Raw genomic sequence first — 26,251 nt, forward strand, 5'->3', positions numbered from 1 at the left:
CCGAAGTGAAGGGCACGCTGACAGGGTGGACATCATCGCCGTATACAGCTCCAACTTTGCCCTGAGCCGCGAGCTCTGGGCCGCTCTCCATACCTCCGTCATCCGGGACAATGCCCTGGTTCACGACGATCCGGACATTTCCTACCGGCCTGCGGCCGGGCATGAGCCGCCCCTGCGCCGCCGGAGGGACCGTCTTCTGTGGCGGCGGGGGCGTCACTCGTCCTGTTGAGACAGCTGGTTTGCTTTGGCATAAAGGTCGATCAGGTCCCGGCTGAACTGGTGGGGTGAAGTTTCGCAGGGGCTGTGGCCTCCCCGGTAGACGCCTATCCGTGCCTGGATGGCTTGGGCAAAGAGCCTGTGCAGCCGGAGCGGCCACAGATCGTGCTCGCCGACCGCAACAAACTTGGGAAGGGATGCCTCGGCCAGGATGCCGCGCAGGTCCGGCGCCTCTTGCATGAGGGTGTAGATGTCCCCGACGGATCGCCGGCGCGTGAAGCGGAAGCGGTCGTTGACGAACTTTCGCCGCCCGGGCGGGACATGTACGAATCTTCCGCTGCGGATGCCCCAGATCAGGAGGGCACCGCCGATCCTGCCATTCACCCAGGTGCTGAAACGGCCGATGCGGCTTACACCCCTGAAGCTGGGGCCAGGCTGGGGCGGGCAGCTCTGCAGCGTGAGGGACCGAAACAGTTCCGGGCGCTGCACGTAGGCAAGCTGGGCAACGATGGCCGCGAACGAATACGCCACGACGTGAACGGGAGCTGCCGTGGATTCCAGGACGGCCAGGAAATCATCGACGAAGAGCTGATAGTCATAGTGTTTTCTCGGCGGAACCAGATTTTCCGGCCCCGCGGACGCGGACTCGTACTGCCCGGCCAAGTCGTAACTCAGCACGAAGTAGCCGGCAGCGGCGAGGTCGGGCATCATCAGCACAAAATCCTCTTTGGAACCCGTGGCGCCGGGAACCATCACAATGGCGGGATTGTCGGGATTCCCCAGGGCCAGAGCCGCCAGGCTGCCGCTGGGAACTTGGATGCTGCTGCGCACTGAGCCCTCGGGGGGTATGGACCAATCGATATCGCCCAGCTCTGCGTCCCGGAGAGCTGCAGCATCCACCTGGGCAGAGCCGAACTCCTCAGGGTGAACCCCCGACTGTTCCGTGTCTGTATCGGCCATGCTCCAAAGATAGCGCCGGCGGCACTGTTTGGTCAGCGGGCAGGGTGCGGCAGCCGGGCAACGCGACTGACGAAGTCGTGGAGGCGCCGGTACACCTCCTGGGACTCCGGGTAGCGGTAATCCTGCTGCCATGTGTGCTCGGTGTTTGTGTTGGACCAGGAATAAATCAGGGTCTCCACCGGAACGGAAAACTGCCGAAGCCGTTCAATGAAATTGAGGTTTGCCTGGTAAAAGAAGTCGCGTTCCGACGTGGTGACGAAAACGGGCGGATGCCCCGCGTGCAGCCACTCGATAGGTGACACAAATGCAGCTGCCTTCTTGAGGCGGCCGATCTTCCGGCGGGTCTGCGGCCACCGCCGGAACCCGCCGGAAGGCGGAACCGCGGCCGGCAGCAGCATTCGGACGAAGTTCAGGCTGAGGACGAAGCTCTTCTCGAAGAAGACGGAGAAATCGACGACGCTGCAGTGCTGGACCAGGCCTCTGATGTGGCCGCCGGAAACGGCTGGCTGCAAGGAGTAGTGGGCGGCCAGCTCGGGCCGCAAGCTTACGGCCGTGAGTAAAGACGCAATGTGTCCGCCGGCCGAATCACCGCCCAGGATGAGGCGCTCCGGGTCTCCTCCGAATGCCCGGATATTTCCGGCCACCCATGCCAGAGCCGCATTAGCGTCCTCCAATACGTGGTCCATACGGAACCGGGGCGCCTGGCGGTAATTCACGTTGACGACCACCATTCCGCCCAGAACCTGGCTGGCACAGTACTTGGTCACCGCTGCCTTGTCCCCGGAGGTCCATCCGCCGCCGTGGAAATAGACGTACACCGGCAGGTCCGCGCCGGCCTGCTCGCGTGAGTTCACGTCCGCCGGCTCACTGGGCGCCAGTACGTCGAGTCGGTGGCCGGGGACGCCGTCACCCGCATAGTCAATGTCGTGCGTGTACGCCACATTGCTAATGGGGTCTGTGTTGAACCTTGCCCGCTCGTGCGGACCTACAGCCACCATCAGAAGCCGCCATGTCCACACCGGCACGCGGCGCAGCACTCCCCGCAGGCTGCGGGCGAGTCGGAATGGGTTGCCGGAATGGCCGGCCACCGCGGTCATCCTCCCATCTTACGGGCAGCGGAGCCGTTGTCCCATAAGTCCTGGCGGCTCGGGCGGCCCTGGAGTCCGTGTGGCGGAGGAGTGTTACCGGGCACAGGCAGTTCCAATCACTGCTCTGTTCCTCGCCGCGAAATGAGAACCGGCCCCCGTGCATGGTGGAGGACCGCGTGGGCTGTTGAACCTATCGTTTCCCGGAGGAAACCATGCCCCTTGGTGCCCACAACGAGGATCCGCGCATGCATTGAGGCCGTCAGGATGGCATGGGGGATCGATCTGCCAACGAGGACGGCGCCGTCAACCGGAATGCCGGGCGCCAGTGCCCGGGCGCGGATAACCGCTGCAGCAAGGACTTCCTCCGCCCCGGATTGGGCGGTCGGGGCGCCGGTGGGATCCTTCTGCAGGTATCCGGCAGGCGTGTGTTGGACATGTATGACGGAAAGCGCTGCCTGCGATACCGATGCCATCACGCAGGCATCTTCCAGTGCCGTGGGTGACCCCGAGCCGTCCACTGCCACGATTACTGGGCCCGCGGGGTTCACGTCAGGCCGAATAACCGCAACCGGGCAGGTGGCGGTGGCGGCCAGTTCAAGGCTTACCGAACCCACGAGCAGGCCAAGGAATCCGCCCAAGCCGCGGCTTCCCACCGCAACCATGGCCTGCCCGTCAGAAATACGGGCGAGATAGGACGCGGGCAGCCCATGAAAAAGAGTGCCTTCCACTTCCAGTCCGGGCATGGCCGCTTTGGCGGCGGCAACTCCCTCCGCAAGGATCGCCTGGGCCGAGCGCTCAAGTCCGCTGTCCGCGATGCCGGGCACGGGGCCCAGCTTCCTGGTCAGCAGGGGCCAGAGAGAACAATGAACCACGTGCAGAGCACAATCACGGAGGTTCGCATGGTGCGCTGCCCAACGGACAGCCGCAAGAGCCTCGGCTGACCCGTCATAGCCGGCGACTATGGCTCCGTTCTGCTGCATCAGTCCTCACTTCTCTGCTGCATCAGTCCTCACTTCCTGGCCGGCCAAAGGCATCGGAGGTGCTAACGAGGTGTGAGATCGTCGATCAGCCCGGTGCCGGCGCACTCACGTACATCCTTGATGGCGGTGGCCGCCTGGTGCTTGTCCGGGTATTGTCCGGACACGGCCAAAACACAGCCGTCGGGCGCCACCAGCCTGAACCTGACCCGCGAATCCTCGTCGGTAAACAGCTCGAACATTCCCGCCATGGGTTTTGCTCCCTCAAAAGTCCCGTGCTCCAGCCGCTCTGGAGCAGGTGGCTACCGGTATCCCGGTGCAGCAGCCTGGACACAGCACTCCAGCCATGGCGCATCCTTGGGCTTCCCTTTACATTCTCAGAGGGTGCGGCGACGCATTAGGGACCAAAGTCCCGGATTGTGGAATGCGGACCGCCGCCTTCCAACAAAGAAGGCGGCGGTACCGGGGTGTCCCTGGTACCGCCGCCCCTGAGGACCGCAGATCAGTTGCTGGTTGCTGCCGCTGTGGACGCCTTGAACACATTCCAGCCGGCGTAGCTGCCGTCGAGTTCGACGACGTCGTACCCGGCGCGGCGGAGGGCGCTGGCGGCGACGGAGTTGCGGACGCCGGACTGGCAGTAGGTCACGATTGGGCCGTTGTCCGGGAGCTCGTCCAGGTGCCACATGACGCGGCCACCGCTGAGCTGGACCGAGCCGGGGATGTGGCCGTCCTTGTGTTCGGTTTTGTTGCGGACGTCCAGGACCATGGCTGCGTCGAAGCCGTCGAGGTCCTCGGGCTGGACCAGTTTCGGGGTGGTCATGGGCAGGCCTTCGATGCCGGTGACGTAGCCGGCGACGTTGTCGATGCCGACGCGGACCAGATGGTCCCACATCTCCTGTGCGGCGTCCTGGTCCGGTGCGAGAAGGACCAGGGGGTTCTTGTCGGTTTCGGGGTTGACCACCCAGGCGCCGTAGCTGGCTACGGACTTCCCGGCCGGGACGTTCAGGGACCGGGCCACGGTGCCTTCGTGGACTTCCCGGTTGCCGCGGGTGTCGATGAAGGTCAGGGTGTCCGCGGCCAGTCCTGCGGCGACGGTGTCGGTGGAGAGTTCGGGCAGGGGGGTGCGTTTGCCCATGACGGCCGGGCCCTCACGGTTTTCGTGTTTCATCCGGGCGAAGTAGGCGTGCGCGTCGGGCTGGCCGTCGAGCAGTTCGTTGATGAAGCCCTGCTCGTCGTTGGCGGCCAGGTACGGGCCCCACCAGGCGTAGAGGCGTTCGTAGCCCACGGTGGAGGAGGGGATGGCTCCGAGGGCCTTGCCGCAGGCACTGCCGGCGCCGTGGGCGGGGTGGACCTGGACGTAGTCGGGCAGGGTGAGGAACTTATCCCGCAGGCTGGCGAAGAGCTGCTTGGCGCCTTCGAACCGGGTGTCGATGCCGCCTGCTGCCTCATCGAGCAGGTCCGGGCGGCCCAGGTCTCCGGAGAATACAAAGTCACCGGAGAGCAGGTAGCCGGGCTGGTCGCTGAACGCGCCGTCGGTCACCAGGAAGGACAGGTGCTCCGGGGTGTGCCCGGGAGTGTGCAGGGCCTTGACACTGATGTTGCCCAGGGTGATGGCGTCCCCGTCATAGAGGCGCTCGGCGTCGAACCCGTACTGCCAGTCCGGCCCGCCCTCACCGGAAACGTACATCGTGGCGCCGGTAGCGGCAGCCAGTTCACGGGTCCCCGAGAGGTAGTCGGCGTGGATGTGCGTCTCAGTCACCGCCACGATCTTCATGCCGTTCTTCGCGGCGAGGTCCTGGTACACGGCGATATCGCGGCGGCCGTCCACCACGATCGCCTCGCCCTTGGACTGGCAGCCGATGAAATAGCTGGCCTGCGCGAGGTCTTCGTCATAGATGCGTTCGATAAGCATGTGCTTCGCTCCTTCTGTGGAGTTGGTATTGAGGGATTTCCTGCTTCAAGTGTAATACCCCTGGGGGTATATTGCAACGAGGAATATGCCCGGGCAAACCGGGCGTTCGTTAGGGGTTTTGATGCCCGGCTCCGGCGCGGAGCTTGTCCATGTCGAGGTTCTTTACGGCTTGAATCACTTCCTCCAGGCCGGTGGCGTTGAGGGCTCCGGGCTGGGAAAAGACAAGGGTTTTGTCCTTGAATGCCATCAGCGTGGGGATGGACGTGATGTGCGCTGCGGAGGCGAGGGCCTGTTCAGCCTCGGTGTCCACCTTGGCGAAGGTGACGTCCGGGTGCCGCTCAGCGGCGGCGCCGTAGGTGGGTGCGAACATGCGGCAGGGGCCGCACCAGGCTGCCCAGAAGTCGACGAAGACGATATCGCTGCTCTCCAGGGTCTGGGCAAAGCTCTGTTCGGTGATGTCGATGGTGGCCATGGTCTGTCGTGTCCTTTCGGGGAAGTCGGGTGGGGTTGTACTGTGCCGGCGGGCAAGTATTAGGTAGTGGGTAGTCCCGCGCGGGTCCAGGCGACCATGCCGCCGGCCATGGTGTCTGCCTTGTAGCCAACGCCGTTGAGGGCTTCGGCGACGGCGGCGCTGCGGTTTCCGCTGCGGCAGACGGCGATCACGGGCACGGCCGGATCGAGCTCACCGAGGCGGGCCTGCAGCTGTCCCATGGGGATGTGCAGGGCGCCGGGGATCATGCCCTCGGCAACTTCAAAGTCCTCGCGGACATCGAGGATGCGCGCGGTGGAGCGGCGCTGGTCGGTTTCGGTAACGGTGATTTCAGCCATGGGATATTCCTAACTGGGAGTGGTCGGTTCAAGCGGGTGAGGGGACATCGGTGCTGTGGCGTCCGCGGTTCCTGAGCGGACAGGAATTGACGAAGAACCAGCAGATGCCGGCGCTTGCCGCGGTAAGTGCTGCGATCCCTGCGGCGATAGGCCATTGCAACCCGGCGGGGGCCTGCTGGATCAGGACGAAGGTGCCCATGGCCAGGACGAACCAGCCGAATGCCTTGCGCAGGGCAGTTTCCGGAATGCGACCGGCGAGTTTCGCACCAATCAGTGAGCCGACGATGGCTGCGGCGGTCACCCCGACCGTGATGCCCCAGTCAAGCTGCACGGTGGTGAGGTAGCCGGCGAGCCCGGCGAAGGATTTCATGGCGATGACAACCAGGGACGTCCCGACGGCGACGGACATGGGAAGTCCGCCCAGGAGTGCCAGGGCCGGCACCACGAGGAAACCGCCGCCCGCGCCGACGAGTCCGGTGACGAGTCCGACGATGGCGCCGTCCAGCAGCACCCGCCCAAGGGGCAGCTCGCGCTTGACCGGCGCCGCACCGCCGTCGTTCTTCTTTGTCCGCCCGCGGAGCATGGCCACTGAGGTGGCCACCATCATGATGGCGAAGGCGATGAGCAGGATCTGGCCGGGGATGTGGCCGCCGAGGAGGCCGCCAACGAAGGCGCCGGCCATGCCTGCGGCTCCGAAGATCAGGCCGGTCCGCCACATCACCCGGCCTCCTCGGGCGTGGCTGATCACGCTGACCGCCGACGTCACGCCGACGACGAAGAGCGAAGCCGCAATTGCTTCCTTGGCCTCAAATCCGGCCACGTAGACCAGGATCGGGACGGTCAGTATGGACCCGCCGCCGCCAAGGACCCCCAAGGAGAGTCCGATGACGACCGAGAGGGCCAGTACAACGAGCAATGTCAGGCTCATGATGCCTGGGCGTCCTTCGCGGTCAGGCCGGTGTTGACGGGCAGGGCAAGGATGGCGCTTTCGCGGGTGGGTTCCTTGGCCGTCTTGTTCCACGGCATTGCTGAGATGACCTTGCCCATGGCGCAGGTGTTGGTGGCCGCAGAGAATGTCAGGCCGGTCCCGATGATGCCGGCAAGCGTACGGATCTTCGGGGAGACGAACTTGCCGCCTGTGAGGCCCAGCATCACCAGGGAACCGGCCGCCAGGCGCACCTGGCGTTCGAGGTCCCAGCGGTTCTTGCCTTTGACTACGTCCCCGCCGGCGGCGGCGTAGCCGGGGGCTCCGCCCGTCAGGACGTAGGCGGCCTCGATCCCGGCCTTTGCGAGGCGCTGGCGGGCCTGTTCTGCGCGGACGCCGGACTGGCAGACCAGGACCACCCGGGACCCGAGCCGTGCGGCGAGCTCGTCGGTGTGTTCGGACAGCAGCTGCAACGGCACGTTGTACGAGCCGCGGATGTGCATGGACTCGAACTCGGCGGCAGAACGCACGTCGATCAAGACGAGGTCCTGGTGCTCGGTGATCCAGGACTGCAGGGTCTCAGGAGCGAGGGCGGTTACTGCTGCTGTGGAAGGGGAAGTCATGAGGGAGCCTCTCGGGAGGGTTCGGGGGATACCTCAAAAAGTATTGCAGATACCCCCCGGGGTAGTCAAAACACCCCCTAGGGTATGTAGTGAGTCCTGGCTGCGTACGGCGGGCACATGGGCGAGCGAAGAAGTACGTGGCATGTTGCGCCACAAGGAAAGCCTGAGCCGCGGCGAGCGCGCCGCGGACGTTCCTTCGCAACGGCATGGGCAGCTGGACGTTCGTAGGCTTCTTCATCGCCTTCATGGCGGCGTGGGCCCTGGTCAACTCGTTCGCCCTCGTCCGGGACGCGTGGGACCCTATCCCTACATACTCCTGAACCTGTTTCTGTCCATGCTGGCCGGGGACCGGCCTTGGCTACGCTGCCGGCCAGACCACCTTCGTCTGCCATTTGGCGGGATCCGGTTCCTGCTCCGGACCACTAAGGTAGTACTCCCACATGATGTCCGCCGGCGTGAGGCCTTCCGCCTGCATCCGTTGCTGGATGGCACCGTAGGTTTCGCCAAGGGTCTCGTAGGGTCCCGTGTGGATGGCTTCGTATGCATCGCCGCCGGGCAGCGTCCCCGTTTGCACAGCATCGGCCCCATTGAAATGGCCGCCGAAGGGGAAGCCCGCTTCGACGTCGACGCTGTCGCCCGGCATGCCGTGGTACCTCGCAAAAGGAGGACCTGTGGCGAAAGCGCCCTGTTCCTGCATTGCAGCCATAACGGCACCGAAGGCGCGGCCGAAGAATTCTGTCAGCGAGGTCATGGGGACCCGTTCACGGATCACAGCGACAAGCTGCTCCGTAGTCTGGATTCTCCTGGGCTCAGAACCTGTTTCGCTCATGGCACCAGCGTCCCCTTCCGGCTGCCAACGGGACAGGGCATAAAGCCCCTAAACTCCCTCCGCCCTACGCGGCTGCCACGTAGGCTTCCCGCAGCCACTCCTGCACTTGGCCGTCGAGGGCACTGCTGTCTGGGAGCTCCAGGTGGTGCATCCAGACTCCGGGGGAAGGATGGGCCACCTCCTTGAAACGGGGCGATGCTTCATGCCGTCGGAGGGCCAAAGTAAGGACCAATGGGATGTCGGACGTGACGTACGTACCCGGGCGCCACAGATAAGCGAAGCCGCGGCGCCGGCGGAATGCGATTTGGCTCCTGCTGACGCGGACATCCATCGGCCCCAAGCCCGAGGCCATGCGTTCCGCCGCATCGTAGATTGCCCGGGCTGCGGGTGACCCTTCAAAGAACCGGGCAACGGTCCAGGAGTTGTTGGCTGGCTCCATTGCACCAAACCGGGACCTATTTCATGGCGGCGGCCAGTTCAACGGCCCATGCTGCCGCGCGGCCCGCCTCGCCGGCGAGCAGGGGCCCCTCTGTGCCCTTGACGTAGAACGCCATTGGTCCGCCGATGATGCTGGCACCGGCCTCCTGCAGGGCGCGGCTGATCTTCTTCCCCGCGTCGCCATGGATGAACAGTTTGAGCCGGGTATCGAACGCGGCAGCCTTCACTCCGGTAAGTCCGCCGCCGGCCAAGTCTCCGAGGGCCGAAGCGATTGCAGGAGTGGGGCGCCAGCCATTGATAGGGCTCCCGACGACGAGCAGGTCGCCGGCCTGGAGGCTGCCGGGTACGAACCCGGCCACGGGAACAGCCCTGGCCCCTGCACCGAGTCCGGCAGCAACGGCCTCGGCAATCGCTTTGGTGTTTCCATAGACGGAGTCATAGACGATGACAGCCTTCATGCCGTTCCTTTTGCAGTGGTGGGGAAAAGCCGGTGTTGCCAGTCAGAATGGTATAGAAGAGGTGGCATACGGCGGCAGGGCCAAAAGTCACAAGCGGCAAACGTACCCTGACGGTGGCATTGACCCGCAAGCGCCCGGCGGGCAACATCATCGCCCGGGGCGGCCCGTGCCTCGCTGGCAGTATCTGACGAGTTCGATTGCAAGGCTTCCTGTGATGGCGGCCAAGACGGCTGCGGCCAGCAGGCTTGGCGGAGGGGGGCTAAGCCGGAAGAACTCCGTCGCGGGTGACACCGTGAACAACAGGGCAAGGCCACCGTACATGCCGGCCAGAATGGCAGTTTTGGGCACGTTGAGCGGACGGGACGCTGTGACCAGGATCCAGGCGGCCAGGAGAGAGAGCGTGAAGCTCGAAGCGGTTTGGACGGCCGCCGTGTTGTGTCCTCCTGAATATGCGTAGACATTGACCGCCACAACGCTGGTGGCCACGCAGAGTCCCGCAGGGACCGCAAAGGACAGGGAACGCCTTAGGAAGCCCGACTCATAGCGCCGGCCCGACGGCTGCAGGGCCAGGAAGAATGCAGGGAGGCCAATCGTGAGGCCATCGATGACGGACAGTTGGCGCGGGAGAAACGGAAACGGCAACAGCATGACTGCTGTTGCGAGCGCGATAAGCGTCGAATACATGGTCTTGCTGAGGAATACCATCGAGACCCGTTCAACGTTGCCGATGGCCCGCCGGCCTTCGGCCACAATGGCGGGCAATCTGTCGAAGCGGCCGTCCAAGAGCACCAGCCTGGCCACCGCTTTGGTCGCTGGAGAGGCGGAATCCATGGCGATGCCCAGGTCGGCCTCCTTCAGCGCCAGAATGTCGTTCACGCCGTCCCCTATCATGGCGACGGTATGCCCGCACCGCTTCATCGCCTGGATCATGTACTGCTTTTGGGACGGTGTGACGCTCCCGAAGACATCATGGTGCTGCATCGCCTCCTCAAGCAGGACCGGGTCTGCCGGAAGGTCCCGGGCATCGTATGCCCTGCCCGCGCCCACCCGGACTTTGCCGGCCAGGACGGCTACAGTCCGGGGATCATCACCGGAAATTATCTTCACGGTAACTCCCTGCCGGCGGAAGTAGTCCACGGTGTCCGGCGCCTCCTTCCGGAGTTTTTCATGAAATGTGAGCAGCAGGGCCGGCTTCATTTGTCCGGGTAGTTTGGCCTCCCCGGGGGCCGTGGATGCAGGGACGCCCGGCGCATGGGCAAGTACCAAAGTCCGCAGGCCCGTGGAGGCTAATGCTGTGGCCCGTCGGTGGGCTTCGCCGTCGGCCGGCGAGGCACCGTCCAATAATGCATTGGGTGCTCCCAGGATCCAGGTTCCGGCTGCACCGGATAGGGGTCCGAAGGTGACGGAACTCCACTTTTGCGCGGCTGCGAAAGGAACGGAGGATACCTCCGGCAGTGGATCTTCAACGGGAAATGCGGCCCCAATGGAAGCGGCTGTGCTGCTGCTTCCGGCGTTGGCACCGAACCATTCAAGTGCCGCCTTCCATCCCTCGGCCGGTTCGGCGCCTGCATCATGGAGGGCATCGAAGGCAATGGAGCCGGAGGACAGCGTCCCGGTCTTATCAAGGCATAGGACATCCACCCGTGCCAGGACTTCAACAGCAGCGAGCTCCTGCACCAGCACCTTTCGCCGTGCCAGCCGCAGCCCGCCCACGGCAAATGCCACGCTTGTGAGCAGAAGCAGGCCGAGGGGGATCATGGCGAGGACGCCGGCGACCGCCGCAACAGTGGCGACGGTCCATTGGCCCGTTTCCTGCGTTTCGGCCCAACCGCCCTGATGATGCACCTGCGCGTTGATGAGGAGCAGCGCGGTGGGCAGCAGCAGCCACGTCACAACGGTGAAGACCCGCTCCAGTCCCTTCCTGATTTCCGACGTGACCAGCGAGAAGCGCCTGGCTTCGGAAGCGAGCCGGTAGGCAAAGGTGTCCTGGCCCACTTTCACGACGCGCGCCAGGCCGCTGCCTCCCAGTATCAGGGTCCCGGAAAGGAGCTGACCGCCGGGACCCTTTTCCACCGGTTCGGATTCGCCAGTCAGGAAGGACTCGTCTACCTCCAGGTAACTGCCGTCAGTAAGCTCCAGGTCCGCTGTCACCTGGTCCCCGGCGCTAAGCACCACGAGGTCGTCCGGGACCAGGCACTCTGCCGGGATTTTCTGCTTGGTCCCGTCCCGCAGAACATTGGTCTTTGCGGCATGCAGAATCGCCAGTTGATCCAAGGAGCGCTTCGCGCGGTACTCCTGCACGATGCCGATAACGGAATTGCCTACCGCTGACAGGCCGAACAACGCGTCACGCCACTGGTCCAACAGGAACAGCAGGAGAAAACTCCCTGCCACTATTCCGTTGAAGAGTGTCAGGACGTTGGCCCGGACAATTTGCCAGATTGTCCGGCTGACTGCGAAAGGCACCCTGTTGACGCGGCCGGTGCTGGTTCGCTCCAGGACCTCGCCGCCGGTAAGTCCTCTGGTTTCCGATCCGCCGGGTTGTTCCATGCTGCCGGCTTACCGCCCCAGCAACGCGTCGAGCGTCGCAAAGCCGTAACCGGCCGCCCTGACCCCGTCGATCACTTGCGGCAGGGCATCGGCGTCAAGGGTCGTGCCGTCGTCCGGATTGGACCCGATATGCATCAGGACAATGCCACCCGGCTGCAGGGCAGCCATGATCCGGTCGGAGACCATCCCCGCGGTGACCCCGCCGCTGGTGCCTTTCCAGCCCAGCGTGTCCACGGACCATCGGACTGCGGCATAGCCCAGGTCATTGACTGCACTGATTGTCCGCGCATCCCGTTCGCCGAAAGGAAAGCGGAACAGGGGACGCGGGTCTGCGCCTGCGGCCAGGATCGCCTCTTCCGCCCGCCGCACCTGCGCGACGATCTCCGCATCGCTGAGGCCGGTGAAACCAGGATGGGTCATGGAGTGGTTCCCCACACGATGGCCGGCGGAGACAATTTGCCGGACTCCGTCCGGGTTGTTCGCCGCCCAGTTTCCGGTCAGGAAGAACGTCGCGGCCACCCCCTTGGCTGACAGCGCAGAAAGGATCTTGGGCAGGCCCGCCGCGTTGGCCCCTGCGTCAAAAGTCAGAGCAATGGTGCGCCCCGCGCCCGGAATTTCAGTCAGATCCTGGTTCCGCAACTCGGCCGGGAACGGGGCCGGCACGGGAAGAGGGCCGCCGTCGGGCGGGGTGGTAACAGGCGGGGGAGGCACAGTGGCCGGAGGTTGCACCGGTACCTGGCCCTCTTCAGGGGGCGCTGGCGCCGGCGGTGCGGTGTCTGTCGCACGCGGCGGCAGGGGCGGGGCCGAGGACTTGGACGGGGCGGGTCCAGCGGGACTGCTAATCGCGTGAGTGGGGCCGGAGGCGGGTCCTGAGGGCGGGGGACTCCCGGAGGAGTTGGACAGCAGAACAGCCAGTACGACGGCGACGGTCCCCAGGACGGCTGCCAGCGCGACAGCGGGTGCCCGCCGTTGTCCGGTGTTTGGTAGGGGGCTCATGGCAACCAGGCGCCGACAAACCGGTGGCTAGTCGGAACCGCCCAGCAGCTTCCCAAGATCCCGGACCGTCCAGTACGACCCGACGCAGAGCAATGCGAATCCCGACACGCCGAGGATCGAGGTCTGCATGGCCTGGCCGGCCAGCATGAGGCTCAGCCCCACTATGAGCATGGAAAGGCCGCGGTGGATCCTGCCCTGGCCGCCCCGCAGGGAATCACCCTCCAGGAGGGAGAAGAGCCGCGGGTCGTCGTGCTCCAGCTCCGCGCCGATCCGGTCGAGTTCCCGTTTCTCAAATTCAGAAAGCACAGCGGCCTCCAAGGTCCAGGTCCTTCGCGTGTTGGGTCCCGCTGCGGACGGTCGGCCCCTCCGAGTGGGGCCGCTTGTTCCCAGTATCGGCCCGTCGCTTCAGCCGGGGCAGGGTCATAGGTCCCCTCCCGGGTCCAAGTGCTCTACCAACGTCCCCTGCCTGGGAGTAGCTTCTCCAGCATGGGTGGCGAAACCAGGCTGTGCCGCGGCGGCCACGGTGCGGAGGGACGCGGATGAAGGTGGCCGAAGGGCTGACCGCGAGCCAGGCAGCCCGACTCCTTGCGGAAGCGGGCCCCAACGTCCTGCCCGCGGAAAAAACCGTCCCGCAGTGGCGGAAGCTGTGGGGCGAGATGACCCACTTCTTTGCGCTCATGCTGTGGTGTGCGGCCGGCCTGGCGTTCATCGGGAACATGCCGGAACTCGCCGTGGCGATCATCGTCGTCGTGCTTGTCAACGGGGTCTTCGCACACATCCAGCAGGAACGCGCGCAACACGCTGCCGCCAAGCTGCGGGGCCTGCTGCCGGCAGACGTCATGGTCCGCCGCGATGGCAGCCTGCGCCGCGTCCACGCCGCCGAGTTGGTGCCCGGCGACCGGGTGGTCTTCGCCGCCGGCGACCGCATCCCAGCGGACGCGGTCTTCGTTACCGCATCCTCTTGTTCCGTGGACGAATCAATGTTGACGGGCGAGAGCGAGCTCATCCCCAAAACCGCAGGGGACCAAGCCTGGGGCGGCACATTCCTGGTCAACGGCGATGCCGAGGCACGTGTCACCGCAACGGGCGCACGGACCCGGCTGGCAGGCATTGCTGCCCTGACCGGCGGGGCGGCACCTCCTCCCACGCCGCTTGCGAAGGAACTGCGCAGGATTGTCCGGCTGCTCGCGTTCGTTGCGTTGGGCATCGCTGCCCTGTTTTTCCTGGTATCGCTCCTGGCGGGCTTCCCCTGGCGGGACTCCTTCCTCTTCGCCATTGGCGTCGCAGTGGCCCTGGTGCCCGAAGGACTGCTGCCCACGGTCACGCTGTCCCTGGCCATGGGTGCCCAGCGCATGGCATCGCGCAAGGCGCTGGTCCGCAACCTTGAGGCCGTGGAAACCCTGGGTTCCACCACGTTCATCTGCACCGACAAGACAGGCACGCTCACGCAGAACCGGATGAACGCCGTCGAAGTTTTCACAACCGCCGGCAGGACCCGAATCTCGGGTGAAGGCTACGGGCCGGCGGCCCAGGTGGACGGGCCGGGCACCGAGATGGCCGTCGCGGCAGCCACCGCCGCGCGAGCCGCCTCCCAGGGCCGCACCGTCCTGCGGGAGGGACACTGGGAAGCCAGCGGTGACCCGATGGAAGCGGCCATCGATGCGCTGGCGCGCCGGCTTATCGGCGGCAGTCCGCCGGAGGCGGCCCCCATCCGCCGGCTTGCCTTCGATCCGCTGCGACGGCGGGAATCCGCCATCGTGGGCGGGGAACTGTTTTGCAAGGGCGCCCCTGAGACAGTTCTTCCACTCTGCGGTCCGGCTACCGGGGAGGCAGCTGCCCAGGTCCACGGGATGGCATCACGCGGCCTGCGTGTCATAGCCGTCGCCCGGCGGCGGCTGGACCTCCCGGCCGAAAGTCTGGCCTCCCTGCCGGTCTTCGAGCTGGAACGCGATCTGGAGCTGTTGGGTCTGATCGGCCTGCACGACCCGCCTCGCCCGGACGTGGCGGAGGTGATCGCACGGGCGCGGGGTGCCGGCCTCAAACTGGCAATGATCACGGGCGACCACCCCACCACGGCAGCAGCCATTGCCCGCGAGATCGGCCTGATGGGGACACCGGAATGCGTCGTGGAGGGAACTGACCTTCCCGACGACGAACAGCTGTTGGGTGCCTTGATCGACCGTGACGGGGTGGTGGTCAGCCGCGTCTCGCCGGAGCAGAAGCTTCGGGTGGCCAAGGCGTTGCAGTCCCGCGGTCACGTGGTGGCGATGACTGGGGACGGCGTCAACGACGGCCCCGCCCTGCGCGAGGCCGACATCGGAGTTGCCATGGGCCTCGGCGGGACGGACGTCGCACGGGAGGCTGCGGACCTGGTGTTGCTGGACGACCATTTCGGCACCATCGTGGCGGCCATCGAACAGGGCCGGGCCACCTATTCCAATATCCACCGGTTCCTGACCTACCACCTCACGGACAACGTGGCCGAGCTGACTCCCTTCGTGGTCTGGGCCCTTTCCGGCGGCCAGTTCCCACTGGCCCTCGGCGTCCTGCAGATCCTGGCGCTGGACATCGGCACTGACCTGTTCCCGGCGCTCGCCCTCGGCGCCGAGCCGCCCAGCCGGAGGGTGCTGGCCCGGCCGCCGGAGAGGCGGCACCTCATGGACCGTCGCTTGATGGTCCGGGTCTTCTGTGTCCTGGGCCCAGTGGAGGCAGCCGTGGAAATGGGCGCGTTCTCCGCGGTACTCTTCGGCGGTGGATGGCAGCGCGGCACGTCTCCCGACCCCGGCCTTCTCCTCGCAGCCTCCGGCGCCGCCTTCACTGCCGTGGTCCTGGGCCAGCTCGCGAACGCCTTTGCCTGCCGCAGCGCTACCGTACCGCCATGGCGGCAGGGGTGGCGGACCAACCCGCTCCTGGTCTGGGCGGTCGGCGCGGAACTGGTGGTGCTGGCAGTATGCCTCTACGTCCCGCAGGTCGCGGGGCTCCTCGGCCAGGCGCCGCCCCCGCTGGCCGGAATGCTCGTCGCCGCGGGAGCCGTTCCGGCGGTCCTGCTGGCCGATTGGATCCATAAGGCCTTCCGCCGCAGGTCCCAACGGCACTGGAATCCGGCCGTCGCCACTGATACCACTGACCTATGAGCAGGTCGCCCACCGCAGCCGCCGCCAAGGCGCCCTTCGACGCGGTCATTTTCGCCACGAAGACCGGAACCCGGGCCGAGACTGAGCTGCTGGAACGGCTTCGCGGCGCGGGTACAGCAACGGCGTTCGCGCCCGGCGCTCCGGCCCGACAGTCTGCCAGGGAGCAGTTCCTGGCGGCCGCCGGCAGGCTGGGTGTCGCCCCGCCGAACGCAGTCGTTATCGGGGATTCCGTGGAGGACATCCTGGCGGCCCACGAAGCGGGGTTCGGCCTGGTGGTGGCGATTGACCGCGGCGGCGGACGCCCGGCACTAGAGGCGGCCGGCGCCGGCGTCGTACTTAATCACCTCGGCGAGCTGGACCTTGGCAGGGTGGCCGGCGATCCCTGGCAGCTCGCCTACGAAGGCTTCGATGCAGCACACGAGGGGCACCGCGAAGCGCTGACGACGCTTGGAAACGGGTACCTGGCCGTCCGGGGCGCGGCACCCGAAGGCTCTGGCGGGGCCAGCTATCCGGGCATGTACCTCGCCGGGGTCTTCAACCGTGTCCCCACGAATGTGGCCGGTGAAGTGCTGCTCGAGGAACACATGGTCAACGCGCCGGACTGCCTTCCCCTGGACCTCCGGGCGGGCGGCGGCCGCTGGTGGTCCGAGGGCGGCATGACCGTGCTCCGCGAGCGCCGCACCCTCGACCTGCGCCGCGCCGTGCTGGTGCGCCGCCTGCTCCTGGACGCCGGGGACGACAGGCAACTGGAGGTGGTGCAGCGCCGCTTCGTCTCCATGGCCGAACCGCATCTGCTCGCACTGGAGACGGCGGTGACGGCCGTCGGCTGGAGCGGCACGGTGGAGGTGCGCAGCGGCGTCAACGCAGGCGTCCGGAACGCGAACCTTCCCGATCCGGCAGGCGGCAGCGGCATCCATCTCGTTGACGTGACGCCGGGTGCCGCATCGGGCGGGGCCCACGCCGGTGCCACAACCGACGGCGGCACGTTCGACGGCGGTCACGCCCCGGCCGGTCGGGGTGTCGCCGTCGTCGAGGTTGAGACAACACAGAGCCGGGTGCGCATCGCCGTCGCCACTGCAACCAGCGTGTCCGCGCCGCACGGCAACTGGGCGCCGGGCCGGGACGGGTCCTTCCATTACCTGACATGCGCGTTCGCCGTCACCGAGGCCACCACCGTCCGCATCACCAAGGTGGTGGCGGTGGTGACCTCGCGGGACCATGCTGTCTCATCGCCCGCGTCCGGCGCCCTGGCGGTGCTGGACCGTGCCGGCATGGATTTCGGCGGCCTCCTGGCCGGCCACCTCCGGGCCTGGACGCTGACCCTAAAACCGTTCCTGGTGGAGCTGGACGCGCCTGCCCAGGTGCAGTTGGTGCTGAACCTGCACATCTTTCACGTCCTGCAGACCCTGACCCGGCACACCGCTGAACTGGATGCCGGCGTGACTGCCCGGGGCCTGCATGGGGAGGGCTACCGCGGCCACGTGTTCTGGGATGAACTGTTCGTCCTGCCGCTCCTGGCCTCGCGTACCCCTGACGTTGCCCGCGCCCTGATCGAGTACCGGTGGCGCAGGCTGCCGGCAGCCCGCCACGCGGCGGCCTTGCGGGGCCATGCCGGTGCCATGTTCCCCTGGCAAAGCGGCAGCGACGGCACGGAGACAACGCCCAAATGGCTTTACAACGGGTCTTCCGGCCGGTGGATGCGGGACCATTCGCATATGCAGTTGCACGTGGGCCTGGCGGTAGCCTTCAACGCGTGGCAGTATTTCCAGGTCACGCGGGACCTGGACTGGCTCCTCCGCAAGGGCGCAGACCTGATAGTGGAAGTGGCCAGGTTCTTCACATCCTGGGCGGTATTCTCAGCGGCATCCGGCCGATACCACCTCAACGGCGTCGTGGGTCCGGACGAGTACCACACAGGCTATCCGGGCCGGAACGAACCCGGACTGGATGACAACGCCTACACCAATGTCATGGCGGCGTGGGTCTGTGGCCGGGCAGTCGAGACGGTATCCGCCTTCCCGGAGCACGTCGCGGGCGAGCTTCGCAGCAGGCTGGGGATCGGCCGCGGCGAGGTGGCCCGCTGGCGGGAAATGGCAGCGACACTCTATGTGCCGTTCCACGGGGACGGCGTCATCAGCCAGTTCGCCGGGTACGCGGACCTCACCGAGCTTGACTGGGACGTTTACCGTGCACGGTACGAAAGCATCGAGCGGCTCGACCTGATCCTGGAGGCCGAAGGCGACGCAACAAACGGGTACAAGCTCGCCAAGCAGGCCGATGTCCTGATGCTGCCCTATCTGCTGGGCCACGAGGGCCTGATCCAGGTACTGCAGGGGTTGGGTTATACCCTGACGATGGAGCAGCTCCACCGAACCATCGAGTATTACCTGGCGCGGACCGCCCACGGATCGACGCTCAGCAGGGTGGCGCACGCGTCTGTCCTGGCCGGCGTGGATCCTGAGCGCGCCTGGGAGAGCTTTCGGGAAGCGCTCGACGCCGATCTCGACGATACGCAGCACGGAACCACCCGTGCGGGCATCCACCTGGGCGCCATGGCCGGCACAATCGACGTCATCCAGCGCAGCTTTGCCGGGCTGCGCCTTGACGGGGACACGCTGGTCTTTGAACCCAGCATGCCGGCCGGAATCGGGGCCGTTGCCTTCGGCTTCCGGTACCGGAACCACGTCCTGGTCGTTCGGCTCCAAGGTGACGGGATGCGCCTTGCATCGGCAGCGGGCGACGCCGGACCCGTGGCGGTGCGCGTCAACGGGACTGACTGGCTGTTGGCGCCCGGCGAGGACCTGACCTTCCGTATCCCCGGACAACGCCGCCCCACCGGCGGTGAGGAGAACCAATGAACAACCAGGGCTCACTGAAGAAGCTGGGCATCCTCACCAGCGGCGGCGACTGCCCGGGTCTGAACGCCGTCATCCGTGGTGCCGTGCTGGCGGGCGAAGTGGTCCACGGCTACGAATTCCTCGGGTTTCGGGACGGTTGGCGCGGCGTCCTGGAACAGGATGTTGTTCCGCTGCCGCGGCTCAGCGTCCGCGGCATGTCGCGGCGAGGCGGCACGTTCCTGGGTACCTCCCGCACCAACCCGCTCCGCGACGGCAGCCCGGACGCGGTGCGGGAAAGCCTGGCACGGAACGGGCTTGAGGGCCTGGTCGCCGTGGGCGGGGAGGGGACGCTGGCCGCAGCCAAGGAATTGTCCGATCAGGGAGTCAAGGTCGTTGGGGTACCCAAGACGATCGACAACGATCTCGGCGCAACGGACTACACCTTCGGCTTTGATTCGGCCGTGCAGACGGCCACGGAGGCGATGGACCGGCTGCGGACCACCGGCGAGTCACACCACCGGTGCATGGTCGCCGAGGTCATGGGCCGCAATGCCGGCTGGATCGCCCTCCATGCCGGGATGGCCGCCGGCGCCCACGCGATCCTGATCCCTGAGCACCCCGTGTCCCTGGAGCAGGTGGCGGAATGGGTCGTGTCGGCCCACGCCAGGGGCAGGGCACCCCTGGTGGCGGTGGCCGAGGCCTTTGCCCCGTTGGGGGAAGCAGCGCCCTACGCGCCCCGCGGGCTGGACACATTCGGCCGGCCACGGCTCGGCGGGATCGGGAAGCTCCTGGAAGAACAGCTCCAGGAACTCACGGGCCTGGAGACGCGGTCCACCGTGCTGGGACACATCCAGCGTGGCGGCGAACCCACAGCCTACGACCGTGTACTCGCCACCCGCCTGGGCATGGCCGCAGTGGCGGCCGCCGCCGCCGGCTCATGGGGAACCATGGTGTCCCTCCGGGGGACGGACATCGTTACCGTCGGGCTTGAGGAGGCGCTCGGCCTGCTCAAGACCGTCCCGGAGGTAAGGTACCAGGAGGCCGCGGTCCTGTTCGGCTGAGCGTTCGGCCGCGCGCCCGTTCAGTCCTTGTGGGCGGACTTCTTCAGCCGCGTGATGACGGTGGGGCAGGGTGGACTCGTCAGGACGCCGTGGGCCGTGGACCCGAGCAGGAGCCGGCCGAAGCTGCCGCGGCCACGGCTCCCCAGCACCAGGAGCCGGGCCCCCGATGCAGCATTGATCAGGGCGTCCGCGGGTTCCATGACCGTTTCCAAGACTTCTTTGATCACCAAGCCCGGGTAGTCCTGCCGGACACCGGCCACCTCTTCGGAAAGGACGATCTGTTCTTCCTCGACCACCAGCTCGGCGAAGCTGCTGGAGGGCAGCCCAGCCTTGATCCAGCGGTTCGGGCCGGTGAAGGCGTATACCACGGTGAGTTCCTCACCCAGCTGGTCCGCTTCCGCGGCGGCGAAAGCTACGGCCTGGGTGGACTCGCGGGACCCGTCGACGCCCACCACAACGCCCGTACCCTCGCCGGCGTGGACACCCACGACGGCGACCGGCGATTCCGCTGTTGCCGCTACCTGGAGTGCGCGGTCGGTGAGGGCACCGCGCGCATGGCTGCTGGAACCCACCACCAGCATCGATGCCTTTTTCGCGTAGTCGCCCAGCGATGCCCCGATGCCTCCCTCGAGAAGGTCAAGCGTGAAGTCCAGGCCGGGTTCGGCCGTGCGCAGCCGCTGGCCTGCGCTTTCCAGCAGGTCCAGCCCGGACTGGCGGAGGACGTCTACGTAGGGGAGTGCCTCGCCGGCCATCCAGCGGTCATCGATGACGTGGAGCACGGCAAGCGGCACCTTCCGGCGGTTGGCGCGGGCCGCGGCCCAGAGCAGGGCCGCGTTGGAGGCTTCGGTGTCGCTGATGCCGACGGCGATGGGCTGGGTGGATGTCATGGATCCTGTCCTCATTTCTGGTTAACTGGCCGAATTCGCGTGATGATCGTGGGGCAGGGCAGCCGCTTGAGGACGCCGTGCGCCGTGGAGCCCAGGACAAGCCGGCTGATTCCGCCGCGGCCCCGGTCGCCTACCACCAGCAGCCGTGCACCCTCTGCTGCTTGGACCAGACTCTGCGCCGGGTCACGGCCGGACTCGAGCCGTTGGTGAACCACCAGGTCCGGATAGTCGGCCATCAGCCCGGCAACGGTTTCGGAGAGGACAATCCGTTCCTCCTTTTCCATCAGGTCCGCAACGAGCTCCGGGGTGAAACCTGCGTCCGGGAGCCGGTCGGGCGGGCTGTAGGCATAGACCACCGTCAGTTCGTCGCCCTCGCGGTCCGCCTCAGCCGCGGCGAGGGCCACTGCCTGCACAGCTTCTTCGGATCCGTCGACGCCGACCACCACGCCGTGTCTGTCTTCCGTGTCCAGGGTTCCTACGACGGCGACAGGGACTTCCGCCGCCGACGCCACCTGCAGCGCCCGGTCGGCCAACACGCCGCCGAGGTGCCCGCTGCCGGACCCTACCACCAGCATGGACGCCCGGTCCGAGAATCCGGCCAGAGACCGTCCTACTCCACCGGTGAGTACCAGGGTGCTGACCTCAAGCGATGGGAATTCGCGGGCACCGGCTGCCGCCGCCTCCAGGATCCGTTCGCCCGTCTCCTGGAGCACGCCGCGCCAGGGATAAGGCTCTGAGAGCCAGCGCTCGTCGACGACGTGCAGGATCACCAGCGGGAGCCCGTCCCGGTGCGCCCTCCGCGCAGCCCAAGACACTGCTGCCCGGCTCTGGGGTGTGTCGTTGGTACCTACGGCAATGGGTTTGCGGATTGCCATGTGCTGCTCCTTTAGGGCCTGTGTCCCTCCAGCGTGCCCCTGAAGCGCCACTGGCGGGTAGGGCCCAAAGTCACCCGTTTCTTCCGGGCAGCAATTCACACAGCCAGGCAGTCGTCAGTATGCTTACTTTGTTGGCTGGTCCTTAACGAAAGGCATCATCATGACTGAGCAAAACCTCCCGGACGACGAGCTGGAAGTTGTCCCGGAGCAGGACGTCATCCTGGACGAGGCTCCCGGCGCCGCGTCCTCCCTGGAACTTGATCCTGTCCACAGCGAACCGGACAGCTATCCCGGGGCGGCGGAGGAAAACCCGGACGCCTGGCAGGAAGACCCGCTCCTGCAGGAGGAAGCCAAAGCCGGCGAACACGGCGAGTTTCCGGGCGGGCACGCCCTCACATGAGCGACCGCAAAGCAACGGCACGCCCCGGATGTGACGGGGCTAGGGTTAACCCATGACCGGTGTAGCGGAATCGACCGTCAGCTTTCACTCCCGTTTCGCCCAGGACCTGCCTGAGCTTTCAGTTCCGTGGCAGGCGGAGGAGGCCCCCGAGCCCCGGCTGCTTGTCCTGAACGAGGCGCTCGCAGGGGAGCTGGGACTAGAGCCGGCCTTCCTGCGCAGCCCGGGCGGCACTAAATTCCTTGTCGGCAACGAGGTCCCGCAGGACGCTGCCCCGGTAGCAATGGCCTACGCCGGCCATCAGTTCGGCGGCTATTCGCCGCTGCTCGGGGATGGCCGGGCCCTGCTCCTGGGCGAGCTTCCCCTGCACGGCGGGACGCCCGGTGGGCTGCGCGATGTCCACCTCAAAGGTTCAGGCCGCACGCCCTTCGCCCGCGCCGGGGACGGCCGCGCCGTCGTCGGGCCTATGCTCCGCGAGTACCTCGTCAGTGAGGCGATGCACGCGCTCGGGATCCCGACCACCCGGTCCCTTGCCGTGGTGGCTACCGGCCGTCCCGTGCGCCGCGAGACCATGCTGCCGGGGGCGGTACTGGTGCGGGTCGCCGCCAGCCACCTGCGCGTGGGCACGTTCCAGTACGCGCGGGCTACCGATAACATCGATCTGCTCCGCAGGCTCGCCGACCACGCCATCGCACGCCACTACCCGGCGGCCGGGAAGGCGGGCAATCCCTACCTGGCCCTGTTCAGGTCGGTGGTCGAAGCCCAGGCGTCGCTGGTGGCGCAATGGATGCTGGTGGGATTTGTCCATGGCGTCATGAACACGGACAACATGACCATCTCAGGAGAGACCATCGACTACGGTCCCTGCGCTTTTATGGATACGTTCAACCCGGCCGCCGTCTACAGTTCGATCGACACCGGCGGAAGGTACGCCTACGCCAACCAGCCCGTGGTGGCGGAGTGGAACCTGGCCCGGTTAGCCGAATCGCTGCTTCCCCTGATCGATGAGGACCAGGAAAGGGCCGTGGAACCGGCCGTGGCAGTGCTGGGGGAGTTCCGCCGCCGCTACAGCGATGCCTGGACGGCCGGAATGTCAGCAAAGCTCGGTCTGCGCGGACATCCGGAAGGAAGCCCGGAGGCGGAAGAGGTGTCCCGCCTGGCGGACGGCGTCATCGCCCTGCTCAAGGACGGCCCGGTGGACTACACCCGGTTCTTCCGCAGCCTTGGCGACGCGGCCCGCGGGAATACGCGTGCGGCACGCGGGATGGTCCTCGACCTTGCGGCTTTCGATGCCTGGGCGGAACGCTGGCAGGCCCTGGGGCCGGACGCCGTCCTGATGGATGGCGTCAATCCCGTCTACATCCCACGCAACCACCTGGTCGAGGAAGCCCTTGCTGCGGCCACTGCAGGTGACCTTGCCCCCTTCCGGCGCCTCGTCGCCGTCCTTTCGGAGCCTTACAAAGGGAGGCCGGGGCTGGAGCGGTACGAGGAAGGCGCTCCGGAAAGTTTTGGCGATTACCTGACGTTCTGCGGCACCTGATCGGCAGGCTTAAACAGGACAAGGGCGGTTTTCGGGAAGATTCCCGAAAACCGCCCTTTTTCGTCCTGGGACGGATGGTGCTGCTTAAGCCACGCGGACGAAGGAGGCGCCGCCGAGCCAGCTGAGGGAGTGCACGTCGGTCTTGTAACCGTCGATGCCGCCACTCACAACCTGGCCGTCACCGGCGTAGACGCCAACGTGGCCGGAGGTGATGACCAGGTCGCCGGGAGCCGGGGTGGAGACCACGGTGCCGTACTGGAAGAACTGGGTGGGTGCCAGGTCGCCGACGCTCTTGCCGACCGACCGCAGGGCGGTCTCCACCATGGCGGTGCAGTCCTGGCTGATGCCGATCTGGCTGTAGGCGGAGGCCAGGATGGCTGCGCCGGTGCCCGTGCCGGTGGTTTCGGCCGGGGCGGTGGAGGCGTAGGACAGGTTCATTCCGGTGTTCGCGGGGGCAGTCGCCGTGGTTTCGACCGGCGCCGGGGCGGGGGCTGGAGCCGGCGCGGCTGCAGCGGTTCCGGCGCCGGGGATCTCGATCTGGTCGCCCGGGTAGATGATCGTGTCGATGGAGAGCCCGTTGACCGCGAGGACGTCGGCCAGGGTGACGCCGTACGCGGTGGAGATCGCGCCCAGGGTGTCGCCGGCGACCACGGTGTGGACGGTGGCGGCGGCAGCTGCCGTGTTGGTGGCCGCGGGTGCGGCGGATGTCTGGACCGTCGCTGCTTCAGTGGCATCCGGGCCGCTCACGCCGGCATGGGCCGGAGCGCCGACGCTGAGCGCAATGCCGGATGCCGCGGCTACTGCCAGTGCGGGACGACCGAACGTCCGGGCCAGGCCCTGGACAGTGATGGAGCCGGCCGGAGTTGCACGGTGACGGGCGGTGGTGGAAATTTTTGACACAGTGAATCGCCTCTCCCATGCCTGCGGGGTGAGCTGTCGGGTTCGGGCTGGAGATGCCCGGCCGGAAGCATCCGCGCCAGCGGAATGGCTTTCGACTTAACCCCTAGGCCTCGGTGAGGCCGTGGAAACTTGGTTCCCCCGTCCCTGCCAGTTGGAAACGGTGGTATCCCGGTCCAGCGGCAGGGCTCGGCAGGCTGGTGGGAATGTCCCATCGGGGAGGGACACCATTCGACCGTAACCCGACGTCCACCTGAATGTCACATTTGGATAACATCCGAGGCCCTCCTCTCGGATTACGCCATCGTCTTGATTGGTCGGTTAATGCGCGTTGACCTCGCATGACACCCGACACCCCGCGCCGCATAGTGAATCGCGTCACAAAGTAACAATGCCGCGCGGATACCCTCCGTTTGCCTGCCCTTAACCCTCAACCACTTCTTGAAGGATGTAGGATTCCGGACTATGTCCCGGTTGACTATTGCGGTTCGCTCCCGTGCCGGCGGTGCGCTACTGGCACTTGCAGTGGCCAGCGGTGCCGCGGCGCTGCCCGCGCAGGCGGAAACGACGGACCCGCCGGGCGGATTTCCATCGTGGAGCGACATTGAGCACGCACGGAAATCGGAGTCCGCAAAGGCGGCGGAGGTCGACAGGATCCACGGACTCCTGGGTGGCCTGCAGGCACGCTCGGAAGAACTCGGCGCCGCGGCCGTAACTGCGGCAGCGGAATTCGCTGCAGCGGACGCGGCAGCCACGGCCGCCGCGGCCAGGCTCGACGCGCTGAACAGGCAGGTGGACAGGGCGGCCGGCGAGCTTTCCGCACGCAGGAACGAACTGGGCGCCCTCGCGGTCCAGTCGTACAAGACCGGCGGCACCACCATGGAATTCTTCCTTGCCCTTGATGCGCTGGAAACCGACAGTTTGCACGGACTCAACGTCGTCTCGGTCGTGGGGGACCGGAGCGCCGCCCTCGTTTCCCGGGCCGGCGCCGCCGAAAAGGTTCTGGCCGCCCTGGCAGGACAGCAGAAGGGGGCCCGCACCGAGCATGACCGCCTCGCCGCCGAGGCGGAGTCCCGGCTTGCGGAAGCACGGTCTGCCCGGGATGCCATGGAAGAGCAAGTGGCCGCCGAACAGAAGCGGAGCATTACCCTGACCGCCCAGCTCGCTTCCTTGAAAGGCACGACGGCGGCCGTTGAGCAGGATTACCGGCAGGGCCAGGCGGCACTCGCCGCGTACGCGGCCGCCCAGGCTGCCAGGCGCGCCGCCGCCGAAGAAGAGGCCCGCCGTGCTGCGGAGGACGCCGCTAAGGCTGACCCCGCCCGGCCGGCACCCCGCCCACCGGCGTCCGCTATGCAGCCTGAACCGGAGACGGAGGAGCCGGCGCCGCCAGCCGCCGACCCGGCCCCGGCCGCCCCTGCCCCCGCACCGCCGCCGGCTGTTGCTCCGCCGCCACCGCCCGTCGTCGTACCCTCCCTTCCCGGCGGCGCCGTGAACGATCCGGTCGCCGCGAAAAGCTACGCGTCCGGGAGGCTCGGGTCGTTTGGATGGGGGCAGGATCAGTTCTTCTGTCTGGCGCGGCTGTGGACGAAGGAATCGAACTGGATGACCACGGCTACCAACCCGTATTCCGGCGCTTACGGGATTCCCCAGGCGCTCCCGCCCGGGAAGTATTCAAGCGCGGGCAGCGACTGGCTCACCAACTACCGCACCCAGATCGAATGGGGACTGGGCTACATCCGGGACAGGTACGGATCGCCCTGCAGGGCATGGAGCCATTCGGTGGCGGTGGGCTGGTACTGACGTCTACAGCGGCCGCGGCTAGG

26 protein-coding genes and 1 riboswitch are annotated in these 26,251 nt (G+C 66.7%); of the genes, 8 read left to right on the forward strand and 18 right to left on the reverse strand.

The genetic code is table 11. The annotated features are described in order from the left end of the window. Nucleotides 1–25 precede the first annotated feature (25 nt). Nucleotides 26–229, forward strand: coding sequence for a hypothetical protein (locus ACFWIX_RS10500; protein WP_377216053.1), 204 nt, complete (start codon nt 26–28; stop codon nt 227–229). Here the strand turns inward: ACFWIX_RS10500 and ACFWIX_RS10505 are convergent. The 9 genes from ACFWIX_RS10505 to ACFWIX_RS10545 all read right to left on the reverse strand — a co-directional run bounded on the left by ACFWIX_RS10505 (nt 214) and on the right by ACFWIX_RS10545 (nt 7,529). Then, complete coding sequence (locus ACFWIX_RS10505) at nt 214–1,176, reverse strand: alpha/beta fold hydrolase (protein WP_377216054.1); 963 nt, start codon at nt 1,174–1,176, stop codon at nt 214–216. The genes ACFWIX_RS10500 and ACFWIX_RS10505 overlap by 16 nt on opposite strands. A gap of 32 nt (nt 1,177–1,208) precedes the next feature. After that, nucleotides 1,209–2,273, reverse strand: coding sequence for an alpha/beta hydrolase (locus ACFWIX_RS10510; RefSeq protein WP_377216055.1), 1,065 nt, complete (start codon nt 2,271–2,273; stop codon nt 1,209–1,211). 107 nt (nt 2,274–2,380) lie between these two features. Continuing rightward, complete coding sequence (locus tag ACFWIX_RS10515; RefSeq protein WP_377216056.1) at nt 2,381–3,244, reverse strand: universal stress protein; 864 nt, start codon at nt 3,242–3,244, stop codon at nt 2,381–2,383. A gap of 62 nt (nt 3,245–3,306) precedes the next feature. Beyond that, the gene (locus ACFWIX_RS10520; RefSeq protein ID WP_377216057.1) at nt 3,307–3,492 is read right to left on the reverse strand and encodes a YegP family protein; all 186 of its coding nucleotides are present in this window, start codon (nt 3,490–3,492) and stop codon (nt 3,307–3,309) included. Between the two features lie 251 nt (nt 3,493–3,743). Next, nucleotides 3,744–5,153 (reverse strand): rhodanese-like domain-containing protein, encoded by a 1,410-nt coding sequence (locus ACFWIX_RS10525; RefSeq protein WP_377216058.1) that lies wholly within the window; start codon nt 5,151–5,153, stop codon nt 3,744–3,746. A 109-nt stretch (nt 5,154–5,262) separates the two neighbouring features. Then, nucleotides 5,263–5,625, reverse strand: coding sequence for a thioredoxin (gene trxA, locus ACFWIX_RS10530; protein ID WP_377216059.1), 363 nt, complete (start codon nt 5,623–5,625; stop codon nt 5,263–5,265). A 59-nt stretch (nt 5,626–5,684) separates the two neighbouring features. Further along, a complete protein-coding gene (locus ACFWIX_RS10535) occupies nt 5,685–5,981 on the reverse strand; it encodes a rhodanese-like domain-containing protein (protein WP_377216060.1) in 297 nt (98 codons plus the stop codon). Between the two features lie 28 nt (nt 5,982–6,009). After that, nucleotides 6,010–6,909 (reverse strand): sulfite exporter TauE/SafE family protein, encoded by a 900-nt coding sequence (locus tag ACFWIX_RS10540; RefSeq protein ID WP_377216061.1) that lies wholly within the window; start codon nt 6,907–6,909, stop codon nt 6,010–6,012. Next, nucleotides 6,906–7,529 carry a rhodanese-like domain-containing protein gene (locus tag ACFWIX_RS10545; protein ID WP_377216062.1) on the reverse strand — a complete coding sequence of 208 codons (624 nt, stop codon included), beginning with the start codon at nt 7,527–7,529 and terminating at the stop codon, nt 6,906–6,908. The genes ACFWIX_RS10540 and ACFWIX_RS10545 overlap by 4 nt, the downstream gene beginning before the upstream one ends. 206 nt (nt 7,530–7,735) lie before the next feature. On the opposite strand from ACFWIX_RS10545, the gene ACFWIX_RS10550 reads away from it, so the two are divergent. Next, nucleotides 7,736–7,849 carry a DUF1003 domain-containing protein gene (locus ACFWIX_RS10550; protein ID WP_377216063.1) on the forward strand — a complete coding sequence of 38 codons (114 nt, stop codon included), beginning with the start codon at nt 7,736–7,738 and terminating at the stop codon, nt 7,847–7,849. Between the two features lie 38 nt (nt 7,850–7,887). On the opposite strand, the gene ACFWIX_RS10555 is transcribed toward ACFWIX_RS10550, so the two are convergent. From ACFWIX_RS10555 to ACFWIX_RS10580, 6 genes are all read right to left on the reverse strand, one after another. Beyond that, entirely contained in the window at nt 7,888–8,358 is a 471-nt protein-coding gene (locus ACFWIX_RS10555) for a GyrI-like domain-containing protein (RefSeq protein WP_377216064.1), read from the reverse strand. A gap of 64 nt (nt 8,359–8,422) precedes the next feature. Continuing rightward, entirely contained in the window at nt 8,423–8,797 is a 375-nt protein-coding gene (locus ACFWIX_RS10560) for a DUF5655 domain-containing protein (protein WP_377216065.1), read from the reverse strand. A gap of 16 nt (nt 8,798–8,813) precedes the next feature. Then, the gene (locus ACFWIX_RS10565) at nt 8,814–9,254 is read right to left on the reverse strand and encodes a flavodoxin family protein (protein ID WP_377216066.1); all 441 of its coding nucleotides are present in this window, start codon (nt 9,252–9,254) and stop codon (nt 8,814–8,816) included. Nucleotides 9,255–9,401: 147 nt separating this feature from the next. Beyond that, nucleotides 9,402–11,804, reverse strand: a complete 2,403-nt coding sequence (locus ACFWIX_RS10570) for an HAD-IC family P-type ATPase (protein WP_377216067.1) — start codon at nt 11,802–11,804, stop codon at nt 9,402–9,404. A gap of 9 nt (nt 11,805–11,813) precedes the next feature. Continuing rightward, entirely contained in the window at nt 11,814–12,467 is a 654-nt protein-coding gene (locus ACFWIX_RS10575) for a polysaccharide deacetylase family protein (RefSeq protein ID WP_377216068.1), read from the reverse strand. Nucleotides 12,468–12,827: 360 nt separating this feature from the next. Then, nucleotides 12,828–13,106 (reverse strand): DUF3040 domain-containing protein, encoded by a 279-nt coding sequence (locus ACFWIX_RS10580; RefSeq protein ID WP_377216069.1) that lies wholly within the window; start codon nt 13,104–13,106, stop codon nt 12,828–12,830. Between the two features lie 233 nt (nt 13,107–13,339). Between ACFWIX_RS10580 and ACFWIX_RS10585 the strand changes: the two genes are divergently transcribed. Genes ACFWIX_RS10585 through ACFWIX_RS10595 form a run of 3 tightly spaced genes read left to right on the forward strand, consistent with a single transcriptional unit; the run spans nt 13,340 to nt 19,832 of the window. Further along, on the forward strand, nt 13,340–15,934 hold the full coding sequence (locus tag ACFWIX_RS10585; RefSeq protein ID WP_377216070.1) for a cation-translocating P-type ATPase: 2,595 nt from the start codon (nt 13,340–13,342) through the stop codon (nt 15,932–15,934). Continuing rightward, nucleotides 15,931–18,792 carry a glycosyl hydrolase family 65 protein gene (locus ACFWIX_RS10590; RefSeq protein WP_377216071.1) on the forward strand — a complete coding sequence of 954 codons (2,862 nt, stop codon included), beginning with the start codon at nt 15,931–15,933 and terminating at the stop codon, nt 18,790–18,792. The genes ACFWIX_RS10585 and ACFWIX_RS10590 overlap by 4 nt, the downstream gene beginning before the upstream one ends. Then, the gene (locus ACFWIX_RS10595) at nt 18,789–19,832 is read left to right on the forward strand and encodes an ATP-dependent 6-phosphofructokinase (RefSeq protein WP_377216072.1); all 1,044 of its coding nucleotides are present in this window, start codon (nt 18,789–18,791) and stop codon (nt 19,830–19,832) included. The genes ACFWIX_RS10590 and ACFWIX_RS10595 overlap by 4 nt, the downstream gene beginning before the upstream one ends. 20 nt (nt 19,833–19,852) lie before the next feature. On the opposite strand, the gene ACFWIX_RS10600 is transcribed toward ACFWIX_RS10595, so the two are convergent. Both ACFWIX_RS10600 and ACFWIX_RS10605 read right to left on the reverse strand, forming a co-directional pair. Further along, a complete protein-coding gene (locus tag ACFWIX_RS10600) occupies nt 19,853–20,719 on the reverse strand; it encodes a universal stress protein (RefSeq protein ID WP_377216073.1) in 867 nt (288 codons plus the stop codon). A gap of 11 nt (nt 20,720–20,730) precedes the next feature. Continuing rightward, complete coding sequence (locus tag ACFWIX_RS10605) at nt 20,731–21,594, reverse strand: universal stress protein (RefSeq protein WP_377216074.1); 864 nt, start codon at nt 21,592–21,594, stop codon at nt 20,731–20,733. Between the two features lie 160 nt (nt 21,595–21,754). Between ACFWIX_RS10605 and ACFWIX_RS10610 the strand changes: the two genes are divergently transcribed. Together ACFWIX_RS10610 and ACFWIX_RS10615 are read left to right on the forward strand one after the other, a co-directional pair. After that, nucleotides 21,755–21,994 (forward strand): hypothetical protein, encoded by a 240-nt coding sequence (locus ACFWIX_RS10610; protein ID WP_377216075.1) that lies wholly within the window; start codon nt 21,755–21,757, stop codon nt 21,992–21,994. A 52-nt stretch (nt 21,995–22,046) separates the two neighbouring features. Next, nucleotides 22,047–23,531, forward strand: coding sequence for a YdiU family protein (locus tag ACFWIX_RS10615; RefSeq protein WP_377216076.1), 1,485 nt, complete (start codon nt 22,047–22,049; stop codon nt 23,529–23,531). Between the two features lie 84 nt (nt 23,532–23,615). On the opposite strand, the gene ACFWIX_RS10620 is transcribed toward ACFWIX_RS10615, so the two are convergent. Continuing rightward, the gene (locus ACFWIX_RS10620) at nt 23,616–24,431 is read right to left on the reverse strand and encodes a LysM peptidoglycan-binding domain-containing protein (protein WP_377216077.1); all 816 of its coding nucleotides are present in this window, start codon (nt 24,429–24,431) and stop codon (nt 23,616–23,618) included. 3 nt (nt 24,432–24,434) lie between these two features. Next, a riboswitch (cyclic di-AMP (ydaO/yuaA leader) is annotated at nt 24,435–24,604 on the reverse strand. Nucleotides 24,605–24,893: 289 nt separating this feature from the next. Between ACFWIX_RS10620 and ACFWIX_RS10625 the strand changes: the two genes are divergently transcribed. After that, nucleotides 24,894–26,228 (forward strand): coiled-coil domain-containing protein, encoded by a 1,335-nt coding sequence (locus ACFWIX_RS10625; protein ID WP_377216078.1) that lies wholly within the window; start codon nt 24,894–24,896, stop codon nt 26,226–26,228. The last annotated feature ends 23 nt before the right edge of the window (nt 26,229–26,251 follow it).

The organism is Pseudarthrobacter sp. NPDC058362 (assembly GCF_042723515.1).
GTDB lineage: Bacteria > Actinomycetota > Actinomycetes > Actinomycetales > Micrococcaceae > Arthrobacter.